The sequence below is a fragment of the Nonomuraea sp. LP-02 genome, assembly GCF_036289125.1.
GTDB classification, from domain to species: domain Bacteria; phylum Actinomycetota; class Actinomycetes; order Streptosporangiales; family Streptosporangiaceae; genus Nonomuraea; species Nonomuraea bangladeshensis.
The window spans coordinates 7,780,675-7,800,755 of sequence record NZ_JAXCLK010000001.1 but is presented as its reverse complement, the minus strand read 5'-3'; the positions used below and the strand labels follow the sequence as shown (position 1 = coordinate 7,800,755).

Here is a 20,081-nt window from a genome sequence, read left to right as displayed (position 1 = left end):
GCGGCTCACCCCCGGGTGAGCCACTCCAGCAGGACGCGGACGCCGAACCCGGTGGCGCCCTTGCTGAGCGTGCCCTCGTCCACGGTGCTGCGGCCGACCCCGGCGATGTCGAGGTGCGCCCACGGCCGCTTGCCCGCGAACTCCCGCAGGAACAGCGCCGCCGTGATCGAGCCCGCCCCGAAGCGCGAGCCCGCCTCGACGTTGGCCAGGTCGGCGATGGACGACTCCAGCGCGGGGACGTACTCGTCGATGAGCGGCATCCGCCACAGCCGGTCGTCGCTCGCCTGCCCGGCCGCGACGAGCCGCCCGGCCAGGTCGTCGTCGGAGGCGTAGACGGCGCCGACGCTGCGGCCGAGCGCCACGCTGATGGCCCCGGTGAGCGTGGCGATGTCCACCACCGCGTCGGGGTCGAGCTCGGCGTCGGCGTAGGCGAGGGCGTCGGCCAGCACGAGCCGCCCCTCCGCGTCGGTGTTGAGGACCTCGACCGTGCGGCCGCCGTAGTGGGTGATGACGTCGCTGGGCCGCTGCGCGGTGCCGGAGGGCATGTTCTCGGCGGCGGCGACCAGCCCGGTGACCCGCACCGGCGCCTTCAGCTCGGCGAGGGCGCGCAGCACCGCGATGACGACCGCCCCGCCCGCCATGTCGGTCTTCTGGGTCTTCATGTTCTCGGTCGGCTTGAGCGACAGGCCGCCCGAGTCGAACGTGATGCCCTTGCCGACCAGCACCACGTGCCGCTCCGCGGGCTGCTCGGGGGTGTAGGAGAGCTGGATGAGGCGCGGTGGGCTGACCGAGCCCTGCCCGACGGCGAGGATGCCGCCGAAGCCGTCGGCCCGCAGCTGCTCCTCGTCCCACACCCGCACCGGCAGGCCGGTCTCGGCGGCCCGCTCGGCGAGCCAGGCGGGGTTCTTGACCGAGGAGGGCGTGTTGGCGAGGTCGCGCGCCAGCGCCACCGCCCGCGCCGTGACCTCCGCCCGCTCCAGCGCCGTCTGGTCGGCCCCGGCGAACACCAGCCGCGCCACGGACTTGCGCCCCGCGTCACCGATGCGGAAGGTGTAGGCGGCCAGCAGCGCGGCCTCGACGAACGCGGTGATCTCCCCGTCCGGCGGCACCACGGTCAGGGTGTCCTTGCCCTTGGCCCGGCGGGCGAGCGCGGCCCCGGCCCTGCGCAGCGCGGCCGGGGAGCCGTCGCCGACGCCGTAGAACAGCACCCGGCCCACGCCCCCGGCGCGGGCCACGGGCACCTCCACGACCTCCCCGGCCTCCCCCTTGGCCTCATAGTGGGCCAGCAGGTCGCGCACGGGCAGGTGCAGCTCCACGGCGTGCGCGGGAGCGAGGTCGGAGGCGTACGGGATCGCCAGCAACTCGGCGTCGGCGGGCACCTCGGCGACCACCGCGGCAGTGGTCTCAATGGGCACGGGAAATTCTCCTCAAACGTCAGCGACCCTGGCGCCGGTGCAGCCGGGTATGCGCCAGGGTCGTGAAACAGGTTGTCTCTCGGGAGCGCTCAGCCGACGACGTTCTTCAACGCCTCACCGAGGGCCTTGGCCTCGTCGGCGGAGATCTCCACGACGAGCCGGCCGCCACCTTCGAGAGGGACCCGCATGACTATGCCGCGCCCTTCCTTGGTGACCTCGAGCGGACCATCGCCGGTCCGCGGCTTCATCGCCGCCATGCGTGCATCCCTTCCTGCCTTGGGCTCCCGCGGCCCGCGACTTCCGACCTCCCAGGAGGGGAGCTCGGCGCATTCACGTCTTCTGTGATGTCCTATTCTCCCGCATCGAGAGCGCTCATGGGTAACGATCTCCTCCCAGAATGCGTTGTCCGGGCGTGCGAAGACGGCCAAACTGGACTGCGTGCACGCTCGCGCCGCTCTGTTCGATCTCTACGGGGACCACCTGCGCCGGCGAGGCGGAGAGGCGTCCGTCGCCGCGCTCGTACGGCTCATGAAACCCCTGGAAATCGCGGCTCCGGCCGTCCGCACGGCGGTCTCCAGGATGGTGCGCCAGGGCTGGCTGCGGCCGGTCCGGCTGCCGCAGGGGCCCGGCTACGGCCTGACGCCCAAGTGCGTGCGCCGGCTCGATGAGGCGGCCCTGAGAATTTACCGAGCCGGGGCTCCTCCCTGGCCGGGCCGCTGGCATGTCGTCGTCCTCGAACCGGTCAGGGAACGCCCGCGCAGGGAGCGGCTGCGGGCCGACCTCACCTTCCTCGGCTACGCCGCGCTGTCGGAGACGACCTGGATCGGTCCACGCCACTCCCCCGAGCTGGACGCCCTGCTGGAGGGCGAAGGCGTGCGGGCCGACCGGTTCGAGGCCGCGCTCGACGGCGACCCGCGCGAGCTGGTGGCGCGGGCCTGGGATCTGAACGCCATCGGCGAGGCGTACGAGCAATGGCTCGCCGAGGCTGTCACGCTGATCAGCACGCTGCCCGGGTCGGCCCCGGACGACCAGGTCTTCGCCACCCGCAGCAGGCTCGTCCACGGCTGGCGGAACTTCCTGTTCCGCGACCCCGGCCTGCCGGGCGAGCTGCTGCCGGCCGGCTGGCCCGGTGAGAAGGCCAGGGCCTACTTCGAGCAGGAGGCCGCCAGGCTGCTGCCCGCAGCCACCGCGTTCGTCGACAGGGAGTTGCCTTGATCCGATACGACGTGTCCGACGCCGTCGCCACCATCACCCTCGACCGCCCCGACGCGATGAACTCGCTCACCACCGAGCTCAAAGTGGCGCTGCTCGACGCGCTGCGGCGGGCCGCGGACGACCGCGCGATCCGCGCCGTGCTGCTGACCGGCGCGGGCCGGGCCTTCTGCGCGGGCCAGGACCTGCGCGAGCACGCCGACAACCTGGAGGCGGGACGCGGCCTCGACGACACCGTACGCCGCCACTACAACCCCGTCGTCGAGCTGCTGACCACCATGCCGAAACCGGTGGTGGCCGCCGTCAACGGGGTCGCGGCGGGCGCGGGGGCGTCGCTCGCCTTCGCCTGCGACCTGCGGGTGGCCTCGGAGAAGGCGAAGTTCGCGCTCGCCTTCACGGGCATCGGCCTCGCCCCCGACTCCGGCGCGTCGTGGACGCTCCAACGCCTGGTCGGGCTCGGCCGGGCCGCCGAGCTGATGCTGCTCGGCGAGCCGCTGGACGCCGCCCGCGCCCTGGAGCTGGGGCTGGTCACGCGGGTGGTGCCCGCCGACGACGTGCTGAAGACCGCGTACGAGCTGGCCGCGCGATTGGCGCAGGGGCCGACGGTGGCGTACGCGGCCACCAAGCGGGCCCTCGCCCACGCCGCCACGCACGCGCTGCCCGACGCGCTCGCCCTGGAGGCCGACCTGCAGGACGAGTGCGCGGCCACCCGCGACCACCGCGAGGCGACCCGGGCCTTCCTCGCCAAGCAGCGCCCGGCCTTCACCGGCGAGTGACGCGGCTCAGCGGGTGCGCGCCACGCAGTCCGCGAGATGGTCGTTGACCAGGCCGATCGCCTGCATGAGCGCGTAGGCCGTGGTGGGGCCGACGAACGTGAAGCCGTGCCGCTTCAGCTCCTTGGCCAGCGCCTTGGAGCCGGGGGTGACGGCGGGGACGTCGGCCATCGTCTTCGGCACCGGCGAGTCCGGGTCGGCGTGCCGCCACACCAGCTCCGACAGGCCGACGGGGAGGTCCTGGGCGGCTCTGGCGTTGCTGATCGCCGCCTCGATCTTGGCGCGGTTGCGGACGATGCCGGCGTCGCCGAGCAGCCGTTCGACGTCGCGCTCGGTGTAGGCGGCGACCTTCGGGATGGAGAAGCCGTCGAAGGCGGCGCGGAAGTTCTCGCGCTTGCGCAGGATGGTCAGCCAGGACAGGCCGGACTGGAACGCCTCCAGCGCGACGCGCTCGAACACCGCGTCGTCGCCCCGCACCGGGCGGCCCCACTCCTCGTCGTGGTAGGCGAGGTACATCGGGTCGGACATGCCGGCCCAGGTGCAGCGGATCAGCTCGGTCACGTCCGGTCGTCCCCGTCGGCGTCCTTGGCCCGCGCGGCGCGCGCCGGCTCCCCGTCCTTCTCCACGCCGTCCTTCTCCGAGCCTTCCGCGTCTTCTTTCTCCGGCGCGTCCTGCTCCGGCTCGTCCTTCTCCGCCTGGTCCTGATCCGCCTGGTTCTGCTCCGGCTGGTCCTGCTCCGGCTCGACGTTCTCCGGCTCGTTCTCGGCGGGCTCGCCGGCGGACTGGTCCGTGGCGTCGGCGGGCAGCCGCCACTCGGGCTCCTCGGGCAGGTGCTTCAGCTCGGCCCCGCCGTCCCACGACACCGACGCGCCGCTCGACGTGACGGGATCGCCGGACTCCGGCAGCTCCCTGTCGACGGCCGGCGCCTCGGGCTCGTGCTCGGTCCGCAGCCCGGCGCCCGGCGAGGCGTAGACCTCCTGGCGCGCGTACAGCCGGCTGGACAGCAGCTCGGAGACGCGCTGCTCCAGCACGGCGATCCTGGTGTCGCGCTCGCTGAGCGCGGTGGCCGCCCGGCGCAGGGCCTCATCGACGCTCGCCGTGTGGTAGCCGACCAGGTTGACCGGCAGTTGGAGCGCCATGAAGTCGACCGCCGTGAGCTGTCCCGGCTCGGGCAGGCCAAGCGGCGGCACGTCCGGCGGGAACTCGGTCAGCTCACCGCCCCGGCCGAGGGAGACCACGACCACGCAGGCCAGAATGGCGATGGCGGCGATGGCGAGTATGACCAGCACATTGGCATCGTACTCATACCATCGGGGCATGAGGTCCGCACTTGCCGCGGCAGGTGCCGCTTCGGGCACGACCGTCCTGGTCAGCGGGGCCGGCCCCGATCAGGGGGTGGCCTCGCCCAGCTCGGCGACGCTCGGCCGGACCGGCTGGGGACGGGCCTCCAGCCGGGCGAACGCCTCCTCGACGGTCGTGGTCCACGAGATCGCGTCGAACACCTCGGGCCGGGTGAAGCCCTCGTCGTAGAGGTGGTGCATGAGCCGCTTGAGCGGTTCGTACAGGCCCCAGGGGTCGAGCACCACCAGGGGCTTGTCGTGCATGCCCAGCACCCGCGCGGTCCAGATCTCGAACAGCTCCTCCAGCGTGCCGATGCCGCCGGGCAGCACCAGGAACGCGTCGGAGCGGGCGTCCATGACGCCCTTGCGCTCGCGCATGTCGCCGGTGACGATCAGCTCGTGCGACTCCTCGTCGGCCACCTCCATGTCGACCAGCACCTGGGGGATCACGCCGACCGTGCGCCCGCCCGCCGCGCGGGTCGCCGAGGTGACGGCCCCCATGCAGGAGATCGATCCGCCGCCGCTGACGAGCGTGTGGCCGCGCCGGCCGAGCTCGGCGCCGACGCGGGCGGCCAGGTCGAGGTATTTCCGGTCGATGTGCAGGCTGGAGGCGCAGAAGACGCAGATGTTCACGTCGGGGAAGCCTATTGCGGCTCGGCGTGGTGGCCGGCGGCGGCCTCGATCTCCTCCTGACGCTGCTTGCTGCGGGCCCGGTCGGACTCCACGATGATGCGTACGGCCTCGTCGACGTCGTCGGTGACGGTGATGAGGTCGAGGTCGTGCGAGGCGATCTTGCCGGTGCCGAGCAGGCTGCTCTTGACCCAGTCGAGCAGGCCGCCCCAGAAGTCGCTGCCCACCAGCACGACGGGGAACGAGGTGACCTTGTGCGTCTGCACCAGCGTCAGCGCCTCGAACAGCTCGTCCAGGGTGCCGAAGCCGCCGGGCAGGGCGATGAAGCCGCAGGAGTACTTCACGAACATGGTCTTGCGCACGAAGAAGTAGCGGAACTCGATGCCGAGGTCCACGAAGTCGTTCATGCGCTGCTCGAACGGCAGCTCGATGCCGAGCCCGACCGAGATCGCGCCCTCCACGTCGCGCGCCCCGCGGTTGGCCGCCTCCATCACGCCGGGCCCGCCGCCGGTGATGACGGCGTAGCCGGCCTCGGCCAGCGCCCGGCCGAGCGCCCGTCCCGTGCCGTAGTCGGCGGAGTCGCCGGGCGTGCGGGCCGAGCCGAACACGGTGACGGCGGGCGGCAGCTCGGCGAGCTGGCCGAAGCCCTCCACGAACTCGGCCTGGATGCGCATGACCCGCCACGGGTCCATGTGCACCCAGTCGGAGGAGCCCTGGCGGGCCAGCAGCCGCTGGTCATGGGTGGAGCTGGGCACCAGGCTGCCTCGGACGACGGCCTGGCCCTGACGGCGCTCCCGGCGGTTCTGTTCCATGCGGATCACGCTAGCCCTTCTCCCGCGCGGTTCGCGGCCTGACGGCGAAAGCCCAGGTGGCGGGGTGGTTACGGGAATCGAAAAAAACTTTGGAGGCGGGGAACCGGTTTTCGGCTTCCTCGCGTCTAACTGGCGAGGGTGCTGCTCGGGACTGAAAGTGGTCTTCCCCGCCAAATGGCCGGCGAGGAAGGCCACTTTCATTTTGCGAGCCAGTCCCGCATCGCGCGCTCGCCCTCCACGATCTTCGGCAGTGACACGTACTCTCCCTGCTGGTGCGCCAGGTTGGGATCGCCGGGACCGTAGTTCACGGCGGGGACGCCGAGCGCGGAGAAGCGGGCGACGTCCGTCCAGCCCAGCTTGGCCCGCGGCGTGCCGCCCACGGCCGCGGCGAACGCCGCCGCCACCGGATGCGTCAGCCCCGGCCGGGCCGCCGGCGCCGCGTCGGTGAAGGTCACCTCGAAGCCGTCGAACACCTCGCGTACGTGCTCCTCGGCCTGCCCGACGGTCAGGTCGGGCGCGAAGCGGTAGTTGACGGTGACCACGCAACGGTCGGGGATGACGTTGCCGGCCACGCCGCCGGTGACGCCGACCGCGTTGAGCCCTTCGTGGTACTCCAGCCCGTCGACCACCGGCCGGCGCGCCTCGTAGGCGTTGAGCCTGGCGAGCACCGGCTCGATCCCGTGGATGGCGTTGACCCCGAACCACGAGCGGGCGCTGTGGGCGCGCTTGCCGGTCACCGCGACCTCGGCGCGCAGCGTGCCCTGGCAGCCGCCCTCGATCACGCCGTCGGTCGGCTCCATCAGCACCGCGAAGTCGGCGAGCAGCCAGTCGGGGTGCTCCCTCGCGACCCGGGTGAGGCCGTTGCGCTCGGCCTCGATCTCCTCGCAGTCGTAGAAGACGTAGGTGACGTCCCTGTTGGGGGCGGGCACGGTGGCGGCCAGCCGGAGCGCGACCGCCACGCCGGCCTTCATGTCGGAGGTGCCGCACCCGTACAGCAGGTCGCCCTCGACCCGGCTCGGCAGGTTGCCCGCGACCGGGACGGTGTCGAGGTGGCCGGCGATCAGCACGCGCTCGGCGCGGCCGAGCTCGGTGCGGGCGACGACGGTCTCGCCGGAACGCTCCACCTTCAGGTACGGCAGCGCGGCCAGCGCCCGCTCGACGGCGTCGGCCAGGGCGCGCTCGGCGCCGCTCACGGACTCGATGTCCACGATCGCGGCGGTGAGCGCGCGTACGTCCTGGGTCAGGTCCAGCATCAGGTGTTCACCCCGTGTTCCCGCAGCACCTCGTTGAGCGCCGCCTTGTCGTGCCGCTGCCCCGGCTCCAGCCGCTTGATCACCAGCACGCACGGCAGCCCGAACGTGCCTCCGGGGAACTCCCGCTGCCGCGTGCCGCTCACGGCCACGCACCAGTCGGGGATCCGGCCCCGGGCCAGCTCCTCGCCGGTCTCCACGTCTATCACGGGGATCGAGGCGGACAGGATCACCCCGGCGCCCACCACCGCGCCCCTGCCGACCCTGGCGCCCTCGACGAGCATCGCCCGGCTGCCGACGAGCGCGTCGTCCTCGACCACGACCGGCACCGCGTTGGGCGGCTCCAGCACGCCGCCGACGCCCACCCCGCCGGACAGGTGCACGTTCTTGCCGATCTGGGCGCAGGAGCCGACGGTGGCCCAGGTGTCGACCATCGTGTTCTCGTCCACGTACGCGCCGATGTTGGTGAACGACGGCATCAGCACCACCCCGGGGGCCAGGTAGGACCCCCAGCGGGCGATCGCGCCGGGCACCACGCGCACGCCCTCGAAGGAGTTCTTCAGCGGGACGCGGTCCTGGTGGTGGAAGTCGCCCACCTGTGAGCGGGCCATGCCGAGCAGCTTGAAGGCGAGCAGGATCGCCCTCCTCGCCCGCTCGTCGACCTCCAGCTCGCCGTCCACCAGCCGGGCGGTGCGGGCGACCCCGGCGTCGAGCAGGTCCACCGCGCCGATCACCAGGTGGCGGGCCTCGTCGTCCTGCGGTGACAGCTCCGCGCGACGCTCCCAAAGCTCGTCGATGACCGGCGCTATCGGTGAGGAGGTGCTCGCGTCACTCATGGGCACGGAGCTTATCCGTACGGGTAGGTTCTTCAGGGTGCGCATGCGGTTCTCCCGTGGGGTCATCACCATCGTGATCATCGTGATCGTCCTCGCCGTCGGCATCTCCGTGGGGCTCTACCACCTGCTGAAGAAGACACCGCGCCTGGCCGAGCCCGAGGCCCACTGCACCGTGAGCGCCCTGGGGTCCAACCTCACCCTCGATCCCGAGCAGGCGCAGATCGCCGCCACGATCGCGGCCGTCGCGGCGCGCAGGAAGCTGCCGGAGCGGGCCGTGGTCATCGCCTACGCCACCGCGATCCAGGAGTCGAAGCTCTACAACCTCGACTACGGCGACCGCGACTCCGTGGGCGTGTTCCAGCAGCGCGAGTCGCAGGGGTGGGGCACGAAGAAGCAGATCATGGACCCCGTCTACGCCACCAACCGCTTCTTCGCCGCGCTGGTCAAGGTGAAGAACTACCGGAAGATCCCGCTGGCGGAGGCGGCGCAGGAGGTGCAGCGCTCGGCGGGCGGCTACGCCTACGCGCCCCACGAGGAGCAGGCCAAGGTCCTGGCGGCGGCGTTCACCGGGCGCGTGCCGGAGTCGGTGCACTGCTGGTATCCGTCGGGTGGCCGGACGCCGGCCCCGGCGCCGCGTACGGAGGAGGCGCGCAAGCAGCTCGCCCGCGCCCTCGGCAGCACGACGATCACCTCGCGCAAGCGGGGGTGGCTGGTGGCCGCCTGGTCGGTGGCGCACGCCGAGAAGTACGGCCTGAGCCGGGTGCGCTACGCGGGCGCGTCCTGGTCGAACGACCTGGAGGCCACGGGATGGCGCACCGGCGACGGGTCGGGCACCGCCCGGGTCGAGCTGTCCTGAACCCGTCCCACGGCGATGATTGCCCGCAATCCGTGCCGCATTGCGGGCTCTGCCGCAACGCGCGTCAGGAGGCGCGGCGGATGATGGAGATGGAGCCGGGCGGCAGGGGCTGGGCGTAGCTGGCGGTCCAGGAGTGGCCCTGGATGCGCTCGAAGGAGAGCAGCCGGCCGTCGCCCGCGCGGTAGTCGGCGAAGTCGAGCAGGCCCCGGTCGGGGTTGTTCGTGTCGCCCTCGCTGCGGAAGGCGGCCGTGCCCCGCTCGACGGGGAAGAACTCCACGCCCTCCATGATGAGCATGTGCTTGGCGGGGACCATGCCCTGGGTGGGCACCTCGGTCCAGAGCAGCACCACCAGGTGCGGCGGGTCGCCGGCCCGCACCTCGACCGACAGCCACTGATGGCGCCGCGCGCTGTCGCGCAGCAGGAACTCGGTCCACTCCTGGCCCTGGCAGGAGATGTGCATGGCGCCGAGCACCCGCGCGGTCGAGCCCTGCACCTCGATCCGGTCGCCCACCCGGAGGGTGCGGGGGTCGGTGTAGTCGGCGCCGACCTGGCCGGGCACGCTCGGGGGCAGCTGCGGGGGCACCACGGTGGGCGCGGCGACGGGCGCGCTCACGGGCCCGCTCGTCGGTGCCGGCATCGGGCTCTCCGCGGGCGCGGCCCCGGCCGCCGGCGGCGGCGTGCCCGCGCGGCCTCTCCTGTCTTGCCGCAACGTCGCCAAGAAGGCTCCGAGCAGGAGCAGGACGAGGGCGATGCTCAGCCCGAGAACGACCATGGAGGTCATGCTCATCGATCAGCTCGCTCCACTCGCGGTCTGCCTCGGCATAAGCCCTTATCAATTTATGCGTGCCAAACCTCACGGTTTGCTCTGACGCGCGATCCTACTGGAGGCGGCGCACCGCCGCACTGATGCGTTCGTCGGTCGCGGTGACGGCGATGCGGATGTGCCGCTCACCTGCCGATCCGTAGAACTCGCCCGGCGCGACCAAAATCCCGATTTCGGAAAGCTTTCTTACCTGGTCCCAGGCGTTCTGCCCGTTGGATGCCCAGAAGTACAGCCCTGCGGTCGAATGGTCGATCTGCCAGCCGGCCTTCTCCAGGGCGGGGCGGAGCAGGGCGCGGCGGGCGGCGTAGCGCTCGCGCTGGGCGTCGGCGTGGGCGTCGTCCTGCAGCGCGGCCGTCATCGCGGCCTGCACCGGGGCGGGCATGAGCATGCCGGCGTGCTTGCGGATCTCCAGCAGCCGCTTGACCAGGGCGGGGTCGCCGGTCACGAACCCGGCGCGATAGCCCGCCAGGTTGGAGCGCTTGGAGAGCGAGTGGACGGCGAGCAGCCCCTCGTGGGAGCCGCCGCAGATGTCGGGGTGGAGGATGGAGATCGGCTCCTCCTCCCAGCCGAGCTCGATGTAGCACTCGTCGGAGGCGACCACCGCGCCGCGCTCGCGCGCCCAGGCCACCACCTTGCGCAGGTGCTCGGCGGGCAGCACCCGGCCCGTCGGGTTGCCGGGCGAGTTGACCCAGACGAGGTCGACGCGCTCGGGACCGAGCGCCAGCGTGCTGTCGGAGGCCGTGCCCTGCGCCCCCGCGAGCCGCGCGCCCACGTCGTAGGTGGGATAGGCCAGCTCGGGGAAGACCACCCGGCGCGCGCCCAGATAGGTGGGCAGCCAGGCGACGAACTCCTTGGAGCCGATCAGCGGCAGCACGTCATGCTGGCCGACCTCGACGCCGTGGCGGCGGCGCAGCCAGCCGGCCGCCGCCTCGCGCAGCGCCTTGGTGCCGTGCGTGAAGGGATAGCCCGGGCTGTCGGCGGCCCTGGCCAGCGCCTGCCGGACGATCTCGGGCACGGGATCGACCGGCGTGCCGACCGAGAGGTCGACGATGCCCTCGGGATGAGCGAGCGCGCGCTCTTTGTACGGCTCCAGCCGGTCCCAGGGAAAGTCAGGCAGGTTGTTCACGGTGCTCCAGGGTGTCGCTCTGCCGTACGGCGCGTGCGCGGGCACGCCACGCGGACGGGGCGCATCCAGGCGTGGATGCCCCCGTCCCCGACGTGGGACCGCTCAGTGATCCTCGCCCTGCGGCGGCAGCGCCGCCACCACCGGGTGGTCCCTGTCGATCTTGCCGACCTTCGAGGCGCCGCCCGGCGAGCCGAGCTCCTCGAAGAAGTCGACGTTGGCCTTGTAGAAGTCCTTCCACTGCTCGGGAAGGTCGTCCTCATAGAAAATGGCCTCGACGGGGCATACAGGCTCACACGCGCCGCAGTCCACGCACTCGTCGGGGTGGATGTAAAGCATGCGCTCGCCCTCGTAGATGCAATCGACGGGGCACTCCTCGATGCACGCCTTGTCCAGGACGTCCACGCAAGGCTGCGCGATGACGTAGGTCACCTCGAGCTCCTTCTTCTCCGCACCATGGCATGACTTCTGACCGCGGTTTGCTACGCCCTAGTATTGCCGTGCTTGCCAGCTGGCCGAAACGGAGGGTGGCAAACTCGTGCCCGCACGCCTCGTCATCGCGATCACAACTCAGGACATAGGGGCCCGGATCACCACGCGCCGCAGGGTTCCTGGCGGGTTCCGGGACGCGGTCGGCGTCCTGGAGTCCTGGGAGCACGGGGTTCTGCGCGTACGTAAAAAAGACGGCACGCTGGTGGAGATCTCCGAGGAGACGCTGGTCGCGGCCAGGGTCGTTCCCGCCGCGCCTCCTCGACCTGCGGCGCGGTAGCGGTCAGTATTCGTCATGTGACCGTACGTACCTGCGCCGCCGCCGCCGCAATCCTCGCCAGCGCCGGATGCGGCGCGTCGTCCACAGAGACCGCTCCGGCCAAGAACCTGCCGCCGGTGAACGTGCAGGCGGGCTCGCTCAAGGCGGGCTTCTCCACCATGGACCGCCTGGTCGAGGCGGCCAAGCGCGAGGGGCAGCTCAACGTCATCGCGCTGCCACGCGAATGGGTCAACTACGGCGAGGTCATCGACGCCTTCGCCGACAAGTACGGCATCAAGGTCAACGAGCTGGAGCCGAACGCCAGCAGCAGCCGGCAGATCGACGCCGCCGCCCAGCTCAAGCCCGACGTGTTCGATCTCACGCTGGACGTCGCGGTCAAGGAGGCGGCCAGGTTCGCGCCGTACAAGGTGCAGGGCTGGCTGGACGTCCCCGACCGCGTCAAGGACCCGTCCGGCGCCTGGTACGCCGCCTACGGCGGCTACATGTCCATCGGCTACGACCCGCGCGCCGTCAAGGCCCCGGCCAGTTTCGCCGACCTGCTCAACCCCGGCTACCAGGTGGCGCTCGACGGCGACCCGCTCCGCTCCGCCGCCGCCTTCGGAGGCGTGATGGCGGCCTCCATGCGCGGCGGCGTGCCGCGGCCCGACCAGGGCGTGGCCCTGTTCGCCAGGCTCAAGCAGGCCGGGCGGCTCACCGACCTGACCAAGGCCAACACCATCGTGGCCTGGGACCACCTCAACGCCGCCCGCGGCGCCGCGCACTCCGACCGCTGGAAGGTCGTCATTCCGAGGGACGCGGCGCTCGGCGACTACCACGTGCAGGCGATCAACAAGGCCGCCCCGCATCCGGCCGCCGCCCGGCTGTGGCAGGAGTTCCTGTTCTCCGACGAGGGCCAGAACCTGCTGCAGAAGGGCTGGGCCCGTCCGTCCCGCGGCGAGGCCATGGCCATGAAGGGCACGCTGGACGCCGAGCAGGCCGCCAAGCTGCCCAAGGCGCCCGGCCCGCCGATCCTGCTCACGATCCCGCAGGAGGATGCCGGGAAGGCGTACCTGCGTAAGGAATGGGCCAAGAGTGTGGGATGAGTCAGTAGTGACTTGATATGTCGTAGGGACGATCAGGCTCTAAAGTGAACAGACAGCACGGCCACGGGGGCCCGATGTCTGAGGAAAAGTGAGCTGATCGTCTTGCGATACGACACACCGAGTTTGGAGCGGTGGAACAGTCGCGCCTACGACAGCAGCTTCGGCTACGTCTCCACCCAGGGCGCGCCACTGGTCGACCTGCTGGATCCGCGGCCCGGCGAGCGGGTGCTCGACCTCGGCTGCGGCACCGGCGTGCTCACCGCGCAGATCGCCTTCCGCGGCGCCGAGGTCCTCGGCATCGACGGCTCGGCCGCGATGATCGAGAAGGCGCTGGCGCAGTACCCGGGGATCAACTTCATCGCCGGCGACGGGCACGACTTCTCCGTGGTGAACCCGTACGACGCGGTCTTCTCCAACGCGGCGCTGCACTGGATGAGCCGCGACCCCGACATGGTGATCGCCAACGTGCGCGAGGCGCTGACGCCCGGCGGGCGCTTCGTCGCCGAGATGGGCGGGGCCGGCAACTGCGCCGAGCTGACCGCCGCGATGCTGACCGCCTGGCGCGAGTACGGCCTGCGCGAGCCCGAGCTGCCGTGGTATTTTCCCACGCCCGCGGAGTACGCCCGCCGTCTGGAGAAAGAGGGTTTCGTCGTCCGGTTGCTGGAATACTTCGACCGGCCGACCCCGCTCGACGAATGCCCTGGCGGAGCCGCCGACTGGGTGCGGATGTTCGCCTCGTCGGCCCTCGCCGGGCTGCCCCCGGAGATCGTGGAGCCCCTGCTTCATCGCGTCAACGAACTGGCGGCGCCCGCGCTTCGCAGGGAGACTGGCTGGATGGCCGACTACGTGCGTCTACGCTTCGCCGCCGTACGGCGCTGATGCGTAGTGCATGATGCGTAGGGCTAATTTGCCGGACTATGGTCTGTTCCGTGGGCGGCGAGATGACGGCTGCACCGCCGCGGCGGCGTGAGGGGTGAACGGAACGGGATGAATTTCTGCCTGAGCGACCTCGTTCCACCGTTGAGGTGGAGCGACGCGTCGACGATCACGCTGTTGACCGGGCAGCCGGATCTGCCGGATGCGTGGTGGCGCACTCTGCCCGTGCCGCACGTCCTCGCCGCGATCGGCCCCGAGGCCCTGGCCGAGCTGCTCACGGAGATCGCCCTTGAGCACTGGCCGGCGGCGGCGGTGGGCGACGTGCTGCCCGCGCTGCACGTCCTCGACCCCGAGGAGGCCGACGAGCCGCCGGTCGCCATCGCGCTGGACCGTGCCGGATCGTGGACGGGGCTGCTCGCGCTGACCGGGCGGGAGCTGGCCGACCAGCCGTTCATCAGGGCGCGGCCGGTGCTGAGCACGTTGTTCGCGGCGGTGTTCACGCGGCTGGCGCAGCCGTACGTGGGCGCGGCCGGCGCGGGGTCCGCCCCCGCGGTGCCCGCTCCCCGGAGCGAGGCCGCGCCGGCCACGGCGGACGAGCCGCTGCCGCTCCTCGCGGTCCCCGCCCCCGCGGACCCGGAGCCCGCCCAGGACGACCTGCGCCTTCCGGCCCCCGAAGCCCCGGCAGTCCCCGAGACTCCCGAGGCCCCGGAACCGGCCGGCACGGAGGCGGCTGAGGCGGAGGCGGCGGACGCCGTGGCTGCGCAGGACGCCACGCCCGTGGCGGAGACCGAGGACGCGGCGGACGCGGCGGCTCACGCCGAGGAGGCCCCACGGCCGGAGGACGTTGCGCCAGTGGCGGACGTCGAGGACGCGCAGGACGTGGCGGCCCCCGCCGGGGAGGCGGAGCCCGGGGACGCCGACGGGGAGGAGGCGTCAGAGGACGCCACCCCCGCCGAGGGCGCGCAGGCGGCCGACGATGCCGAGCTCCGGGCGCACGGGTCCGCCGAGGAGGGCGAGGCCTCCCGCTCCGAGGAGCACGAAGCCTCCGGGGACGTCGCATCCGGCTCCGCGCCGAACGAGCGGGCCGCGCACGCTTTCGCCGCCTTGGAAGAGCTTCCCGCCTTCGCCGCCTCGCGTGCCGGCGAGGAGAACGACGCTCCGGCGCACGCCTTCGCCGCCGTCCCTCTGAAGGAGGAGGACGAGCGGCCGGTGCTGGACGCGGACGCCGAGCCCGCGGAAGACGCGGGTGACGGTCCCGAGCCCACGCCCGACTCCGTCGAGGAGCCCGCTCCTGAGCCGGCCGCCGCGGAGGCCGAGGCCCTGGAGGCGGAGGGCCCCGCGTCCGGCGCGCCCACCGAGGACGACGAGGTGGAGAGCCAGGAAGGCGACCAGGAGAGAAGGGAGCTGCCCGAGCTCATCGAGGCCGCCTTCGCCGGCCTGGACGACAAGAGCTGGGCCGTGGCCCAGAACCGGGTCTTCACCGACGAGCCGTCGGCGGTGGACCAGCTCGCCAAGCTGTTCGCCGTCCCCCCGTCCGAGATCACGGCCACGGAGAAGGAGTTCCGCGTCCGCCTCGGCGAGTGGCTGGACAGCGACGAGGCCGCTCCGTACCGGGCGCATCTGGACGAGCTGCGCAGCACGCTCGGCCCGGAGGCTCCCAAGGAGCGGGTGATCGGCGCGGCCGACTGGCACAAGGTCGAGATCCGCGCTCTGGAGGTCCCCGCCTGGCAGTTCGTGCTGGCGACCCTGCCCGGCAAGCAGGCGGTGCTGACAGTGCAGGCCCCTGGGCCGGCCGCCGGGGTGGCCCCACCGCCCCCGGTCGAGCTGCCGCCCCCTCCGCCGCCTCCGTCCCCCAGGCTCGACCCGGTGCTGCACTTCGACGCGCCGCGGCAGCCGCCGATGGACATGCCGCCGCAGTCGGCGTTCGGGCCGGTGCCGCTGCCGCCGTCGCCGCCTCCGGGGCCGCCGCAGTTCCAGGCGTTCAAGCCGGTGGCGGGCCACGAGCAGAACGGCGGCTCGGGTGAGCAGAAGCCGTACCAGCCGCTCAAGGACGTCTCGCAGACCAGGCGCTGCTTCCGCCAGCCGGACGGCCGCTGGTGGCTGCGCGTGGACGTCACCGCCGAGCAGATGGCGGGCGGCGAGTGCGCGCTGCCGACGGGCTTCGCGGCCTACCTGGGGCTGTCGCCGGGCGAGTCGAGGACGGTCAGGAGCGCCGCGGGCGAGCTGACCATGACCTGGCACGGCCGCCCGGTGCTGGAGTCCATCGAGCACCTGCTCGGCGACGTGGGCGCACGCGAGGGCGGGCACCTGTTCCTCACGCTGTCGGACGAGGGCGTGCTGCGGGCCCGGCACCTGCCGGCGGCCGCGCAGGGCGCCGAGAAGATCACCAAGGCGCTGCGCCTGGTCGGCTACACCGCTCCGGGCGGCACGCGTGACCAGGCGGCGCGGGTGATCGCGACGAGGATCGGCATGACGGGCCCGGTCAGCCTGCCGGACCTGCTCACCAGGCTCCGCGAGCGCGGGGACCGCGACCTGCTCGCCCTGCTGGACTGAGCCGTGCCGCGGCTCGCGATCGGCCCTGAGTTTCCCAGGGAGCTCAGCGCACTGGCCCAGCCGGTGCGCAGGGACGCCGTGGTCGCGCTGCGCCGCCTTCTGCTCAACGTGGCCGGCGCTCCGCATCCCGAACGGGTGCGGGGCGCCAGGGACCCGCGGGTCGCCACGCTCCGGCTGGCCGACGGGCACCGGGGGGTGGTGGTGCGCCGCAGGGACGTCTACTGGCTGCGGACGGTGCTGCCGGACGCCGAGGCCTGGTCGTACGCCCGCCGCCACCGCTACAGCGTCAACCCCGTGCTCGGGGTGGTCGAGGAGTGGGACGCCGAGACCCTGGAACGTGTCGAGCCCGCCTTACGCCGCTCGGCGCGCTCGTCCGGGCTGTTCGCGCCGGTGTGCGACGGCGACCTGCTCTCGCTCGGCCTGGACGTGCACGCCCTGCCGCTGTTCCGCCTGATCACGACCGAGGCCGACGTGGCCGCGCTCGAACCGCTGCTGCCGCCCACCCAGCACCTGCCGCTCGCGGTGCTGGCCAGGGGCGGCTCGCTGGCGGAGGCGTGGCGCGAGCTGGACTCCTGGCGGGCCGCCGACGACCCGGGGCCGATCGATCCCGACGATCTCTACGCGGCCCTGCTCCGCACTCCCGACCAGGCCGCGTTCGCGGCGGACAAGGTGGCACTGGACCGGGTGCTGGGCGCGCCGGAGTGGTGCACGTTCCTGCATCCGGCGCAGCACCGGCTGGCCAAGGCGCCCCGCTACGACCATCCGGTGCTGGTCGTCGGCGGCGCGGGCACCGGCAAGACCGTGGTCGCCCTGCACCGCGCCGCCTACCTCGCCGCGCACGGCAGCGGTCCCGTGCTGCTGGTCACGTTCTCGCAGGGGCTGGCCGAGGAGCTGTCCGCGCGCCTCGACACGCTCGTCGAGGACGAGCTCGTACGCAAACGGATCGAGGTGGACAACCCGGAGCGGCTGGCGCTGCGCATCGTGGCCGACGCGGAGGGCCGCCGGCCCGCGCTGGTCGGACCGGGGGCGCGGACCCTCGCCCAGCTCACCGACGAGGCGCTGCGGCTGATGTCGCTGTCCACCGGCGACCTGCTGGACGACGTGGAGCCGGGGCGCAAGCCGTACCGGCACGTGGTGGTGGACGAGGCGCAGGACGTCAGCCCGGCGCAGTGGCGGCTGCTGCGGGCTGTCGCGCCGCACGCGCCGGACGACCTGTTCGTCGTGGGCGATCCGCACCAGCGGGTCACCGACACGCGGGTGACGCTCGGCGCGATGGGGATCCCGGCCGAGCAGCACACGCTGAGGACCAGCTACCGGCTGCCGCAGGAGTTGTTGTCGTTCGTGGTGCGGCTGCGCGGCGGCGGTCTCGCGACGGGGCTGGCGAGGGGCGCGACCGACATGTACGGCTACCGCGCCACGCACAACGGCGAACGGCCGCGCGTGCGGGCGTACGAGTCGGCCGAGGCGGAGCTGGCCGGCCTGCGCGCCACGGTCGAGTCGTGGCTGGCCGACGGGGTGCCGCCGGGCGGGATCGCGGTCGGGGCGCGTACGACGCGGCTGGTGCGGCAGGCCAGGAAGGCGCTGGAGGGCCTGGACGTGCGGGCCGCGACCTTCCGGAACCTGAAGGGGCTGGAGTTCGAGCGGGTGGCGCTCGTCGGTGTGGCGGAGGGTGTGGTGCCCGAGCCGCCGCCCGAGGATCCCGGCGCGCGGGCGAGGGCTCTGCAGCGCGAACGGAGCATACTGTTCGTCGCCTGCACCCGCGCCCGTGCGATGCTCTATATCTCCCATTACGGAAGAGGCAGCCCCTTTTTACCACTCTGATCACATAGTCTGAACTGCGGATACTTCCCATTGCCGGTTGGACCTCAATGAACCTCAGCCTGAGCGACCTCGCGCCACCCGTGCGCTGGACCTCCCCTGGGCAGGTCGCGCCTGTCCTGGAGGAGCCACAGCTGCCCGAGGCCTGGTGGCAGGCGCTCCCCCTCGACCGTGCCTGTGCCGTCGTCGGCACGCAGACCGTGGCCGGCCGCCTGGCCGACCTCGCCGTGGCCTTCTGGGGACACCTGCCGCTGGGCGACATCCTGCCGCTGCTGCGCTTCTCCGACCCCGCCGAGGCCGAGCGGACGCCGGAGACGCTGGGCAAGGACGTGGCGCAGAAGCTGTTCGCCGGCGTGTTCGAGCGGCTGCTCGAACCCGTCCCCGAGGCGGCCCCGGCCCCCGTACGGCCGGACCGGCCGCTTCCCGAGGTGATCGACGAGCTGTTCGCCGCGCTGGACGACCGGCAGCGCGCCATCGCCCGCGACCGCCTGTACGCCGCGCAGCGCGCCACGCTGGACGAGCTGGCGCAGCGGTTCTCGGTGACGCGCGAGCGCATCAGGCAGATCGAGCGCGACCTGCGCGACCACGTCGAGAACTGGCTGACCGGCCAGGACGCCGCGCCGCTCGTGGCCCACGTGACGTGGCTGCGCGGCCGGCTCGGCTCCGCGGCGCCCGCCGACGACCTGCAGGCCACCGTGCCCTGGCACCGCACCGAGCTGCGCTCCCTGGGCATCCCCGCCTGGCGTTTCGTGCGCACGCTGCTGACCGGCTACGAGCAGTCCGACGGCTGGCTGGTCGCGGGCGGCGCCGACGAGCTGCGCGAGAAGACCCGCCAGCTCTTCGCCGACGGCCCGCGCCCGATCGGCGAGGCCGTGGGCCTGGTCTCCGGGCTCGGCGTGCGCGAGGACGTCGCCGAGCGGTGGATCCTGGACGTGCCGCACCTGCGCGTGCTGGGTCAGCACGTGGTGCCGTGGCCGCGCAGCATCAACGAGAAGGCCGAGGCGGTGCTCGCCGTGGCCGGCACGCCGCTGTCGCCGGAGGAGATCCAGGAACGCATCGGCGAGGACTACAGCCTGGTCGGCATCCGCAACCAGCTCACCGCCGACGACCGCTTCCTCCGGATCGACCGCAACAAGTACGGCCTGACCCGCTGGGGCGGCGACGAGTACCTCGGCATCAGGGAGATGATCGCCCGCGAGATCGAGCGGGCCGGCGGCGAGGCGTCGGTCTCCACGATCGTGACGAACCTGACCTCCCGCTACGACGTCAGCGAGAGCTCGGTGCGCGCCTACTCCGGCGGTCCCGGGTTCGAGCGGACACAGCGGGGCTGGATCCGGGTGGCGGGCACCTCGCCGAGCGGGGAGGCCGAGCCGTACCAGCCGCGCAAGGACGTCTCGCTGACCCGGCGCAGCTTCCGCTCCCGCGACGGGCGCTGGTGGCACCGGGTGGACGTCAACGCCGAGCACCTGCGCGGGTCGGGCTCGCCGCTGCCGACGGGGTTCGCGGCCTACCTGGGGATGGCGCCCGGCGGGCAGCTCACGGCCTCGGCGACGTCGGGCGACGTGGTGATCAGCTGGCACAACCAGCCCACCATGGGGTCGATCCGCAACGTGCTGTCCGAGTACAAAGCGAGCGAGGGCGACCACGTCTTCCTGACCGTCTCCGACGGCGGCGAGCTGCTGACCCGCTACCTGCCGGCCGCGCCGGTCGGGATGCCGCCCGTCAACCGGGCCCTCTACCTGCTCGGCTACACCGCTCCGGTCAGCTCGGAGATGGAGGGCCTGCGGCTCATCGGGGCCAGGATCGGGCTGCCCGACACCGCGGCGCGCGAGGAGATCCTCGGGCGGCTGCGCGAGCGCGGCGACCGCGACATCCTCGGTTTCCTGGGCGGATGACCCCCGGCTAGGCTCGGG

Annotated in this window: 20 protein-coding genes; 9 read left to right on the top strand and 11 right to left on the bottom strand. The window is 72.6% G+C overall.

Features of this window, described 5'->3' with window-relative positions:
• Nucleotides 1-5: 5 nt before the first annotated feature.
• Together SMD20_RS36605 and SMD20_RS36600 are read right to left on the bottom strand one after the other, a co-directional pair.
• Nucleotides 6-1,415: a leucyl aminopeptidase gene (locus SMD20_RS36605; RefSeq protein ID WP_329590052.1), complete on the bottom strand. Its 1,410-nt coding sequence runs from the start codon at nt 1,413-1,415 to the stop codon at nt 6-8.
• A gap of 89 nt (nt 1,416-1,504) precedes the next feature.
• Complete coding sequence (locus SMD20_RS36600) at nt 1,505-1,672, bottom strand: DUF3117 domain-containing protein (protein WP_020545024.1); 168 nt, start codon at nt 1,670-1,672, stop codon at nt 1,505-1,507.
• Nucleotides 1,673-1,853: 181 nt separating this feature from the next.
• Between SMD20_RS36600 and SMD20_RS36595 the strand changes: the two genes are divergently transcribed.
• Together SMD20_RS36595 and SMD20_RS36590 are read left to right on the top strand one after the other, a co-directional pair.
• Nucleotides 1,854-2,630 carry a PaaX family transcriptional regulator gene (locus SMD20_RS36595; RefSeq protein WP_329590050.1) on the top strand — a complete coding sequence of 259 codons (777 nt, stop codon included), beginning with the start codon at nt 1,854-1,856 and terminating at the stop codon, nt 2,628-2,630.
• Entirely contained in the window at nt 2,627-3,403 is a 777-nt protein-coding gene (locus SMD20_RS36590; protein WP_329590047.1) for an enoyl-CoA hydratase-related protein, read from the top strand. The genes SMD20_RS36595 and SMD20_RS36590 overlap by 4 nt, the downstream gene beginning before the upstream one ends.
• A gap of 6 nt (nt 3,404-3,409) precedes the next feature.
• Here the strand turns inward: SMD20_RS36590 and SMD20_RS36585 are convergent, their stop codons facing one another.
• From SMD20_RS36585 to SMD20_RS36560, 6 genes are all read right to left on the bottom strand, one after another.
• A complete protein-coding gene (locus tag SMD20_RS36585; protein WP_329590045.1) occupies nt 3,410-3,961 on the bottom strand; it encodes a DNA-3-methyladenine glycosylase I in 552 nt (183 codons plus the stop codon).
• The gene (locus SMD20_RS36580; protein ID WP_329590043.1) at nt 3,958-4,689 is read right to left on the bottom strand and encodes a hypothetical protein; all 732 of its coding nucleotides are present in this window, start codon (nt 4,687-4,689) and stop codon (nt 3,958-3,960) included. Before SMD20_RS36580 ends, SMD20_RS36585 begins: the two co-directional genes overlap by 4 nt.
• Before the next feature lie 99 nt (nt 4,690-4,788).
• Complete coding sequence (locus SMD20_RS36575; RefSeq protein WP_329590041.1) at nt 4,789-5,373, bottom strand: TIGR00730 family Rossman fold protein; 585 nt, start codon at nt 5,371-5,373, stop codon at nt 4,789-4,791.
• Nucleotides 5,374-5,384: 11 nt separating this feature from the next.
• Nucleotides 5,385-6,182 carry a TIGR00730 family Rossman fold protein gene (locus SMD20_RS36570; RefSeq protein WP_329590039.1) on the bottom strand — a complete coding sequence of 266 codons (798 nt, stop codon included), beginning with the start codon at nt 6,180-6,182 and terminating at the stop codon, nt 5,385-5,387.
• 197 nt (nt 6,183-6,379) lie between these two features.
• Nucleotides 6,380-7,435 (bottom strand): succinyl-diaminopimelate desuccinylase, encoded by a 1,056-nt coding sequence (gene dapE / locus SMD20_RS36565; RefSeq protein WP_329590038.1) that lies wholly within the window; start codon nt 7,433-7,435, stop codon nt 6,380-6,382.
• Nucleotides 7,435-8,268, bottom strand: a complete 834-nt coding sequence (locus tag SMD20_RS36560) for a 2,3,4,5-tetrahydropyridine-2,6-dicarboxylate N-succinyltransferase (protein WP_329590036.1) — start codon at nt 8,266-8,268, stop codon at nt 7,435-7,437. Before SMD20_RS36560 ends, dapE begins: the two co-directional genes overlap by 1 nt.
• A gap of 43 nt (nt 8,269-8,311) precedes the next feature.
• Between SMD20_RS36560 and SMD20_RS36555 the strand changes: the two genes are divergently transcribed.
• The gene (locus tag SMD20_RS36555; RefSeq protein WP_329590035.1) at nt 8,312-9,124 is read left to right on the top strand and encodes a hypothetical protein; all 813 of its coding nucleotides are present in this window, start codon (nt 8,312-8,314) and stop codon (nt 9,122-9,124) included.
• Nucleotides 9,125-9,188: 64 nt separating this feature from the next.
• On the opposite strand, the gene SMD20_RS36550 is transcribed toward SMD20_RS36555, so the two are convergent.
• The 3 genes from SMD20_RS36550 to fdxA form a co-directional block, all read right to left on the bottom strand.
• Complete coding sequence (locus SMD20_RS36550; protein WP_329590033.1) at nt 9,189-9,911, bottom strand: DUF4178 domain-containing protein; 723 nt, start codon at nt 9,909-9,911, stop codon at nt 9,189-9,191.
• Nucleotides 9,912-10,002: 91 nt separating this feature from the next.
• A complete protein-coding gene (dapC, locus tag SMD20_RS36545; protein ID WP_329590031.1) occupies nt 10,003-11,073 on the bottom strand; it encodes a succinyldiaminopimelate transaminase in 1,071 nt (356 codons plus the stop codon).
• A gap of 102 nt (nt 11,074-11,175) precedes the next feature.
• Nucleotides 11,176-11,502, bottom strand: coding sequence for a ferredoxin (gene fdxA, locus SMD20_RS36540; RefSeq protein ID WP_329590029.1), 327 nt, complete (start codon nt 11,500-11,502; stop codon nt 11,176-11,178).
• Between the two features lie 106 nt (nt 11,503-11,608).
• Between fdxA and SMD20_RS36535 the strand changes: the two genes are divergently transcribed.
• The 6 genes from SMD20_RS36535 to SMD20_RS36510 all read left to right on the top strand — a co-directional run bounded on the left by SMD20_RS36535 (nt 11,609) and on the right by SMD20_RS36510 (nt 20,063).
• Complete coding sequence (locus SMD20_RS36535) at nt 11,609-11,839, top strand: putative acetyltransferase (RefSeq protein ID WP_329590027.1); 231 nt, start codon at nt 11,609-11,611, stop codon at nt 11,837-11,839.
• Nucleotides 11,840-11,856: 17 nt separating this feature from the next.
• The gene (locus SMD20_RS36530; protein WP_329590025.1) at nt 11,857-12,921 is read left to right on the top strand and encodes an ABC transporter substrate-binding protein; all 1,065 of its coding nucleotides are present in this window, start codon (nt 11,857-11,859) and stop codon (nt 12,919-12,921) included.
• Nucleotides 12,922-13,023: 102 nt separating this feature from the next.
• On the top strand, nt 13,024-13,800 hold the full coding sequence (locus tag SMD20_RS36525) for a class I SAM-dependent methyltransferase (RefSeq protein ID WP_329590023.1): 777 nt from the start codon (nt 13,024-13,026) through the stop codon (nt 13,798-13,800).
• Nucleotides 13,801-13,974: 174 nt separating this feature from the next.
• On the top strand, nt 13,975-16,350 hold the full coding sequence (locus tag SMD20_RS36520; protein ID WP_329590021.1) for a hypothetical protein: 2,376 nt from the start codon (nt 13,975-13,977) through the stop codon (nt 16,348-16,350).
• A gap of 3 nt (nt 16,351-16,353) precedes the next feature.
• Entirely contained in the window at nt 16,354-18,171 is a 1,818-nt protein-coding gene (locus SMD20_RS36515; protein WP_329590020.1) for a UvrD-helicase domain-containing protein, read from the top strand.
• A 47-nt stretch (nt 18,172-18,218) separates the two neighbouring features.
• Nucleotides 18,219-20,063 carry a sigma factor-like helix-turn-helix DNA-binding protein gene (locus tag SMD20_RS36510; protein WP_329590018.1) on the top strand — a complete coding sequence of 615 codons (1,845 nt, stop codon included), beginning with the start codon at nt 18,219-18,221 and terminating at the stop codon, nt 20,061-20,063.
• The last annotated feature ends 18 nt before the right edge of the window (nt 20,064-20,081 follow it).

What these genes read in the sequence shown, in the direction of transcription:
- SMD20_RS36600 (WP_020545024.1), bottom strand. Translation starts at nt 1,672, where the DNA reads ATGGCGGCGATGAAGCCGCGGACCGGCGATGGTCCGCTCGAGGTCACC.
- SMD20_RS36570 (WP_329590039.1), bottom strand. Translation starts at nt 6,182, where the DNA reads ATGGAACAGAACCGCCGGGAGCGCCGTCAGGGCCAGGCCGTCGTCCGA.
- dapE (WP_329590038.1), bottom strand. Translation starts at nt 7,435, where the DNA reads ATGCTGGACCTGACCCAGGACGTACGCGCGCTCACCGCCGCGATCGTG.
- SMD20_RS36560 (WP_329590036.1), bottom strand. Translation starts at nt 8,268, where the DNA reads ATGAGTGACGCGAGCACCTCCTCACCGATAGCGCCGGTCATCGACGAG.
- SMD20_RS36555 (WP_329590035.1), top strand. Translation starts at nt 8,312, where the DNA reads ATGCGGTTCTCCCGTGGGGTCATCACCATCGTGATCATCGTGATCGTC.
- SMD20_RS36550 (WP_329590033.1), bottom strand. Translation starts at nt 9,911, where the DNA reads ATGAGCATGACCTCCATGGTCGTTCTCGGGCTGAGCATCGCCCTCGTC.
- SMD20_RS36510 (WP_329590018.1), top strand. Translation starts at nt 18,219, where the DNA reads ATGAACCTCAGCCTGAGCGACCTCGCGCCACCCGTGCGCTGGACCTCC.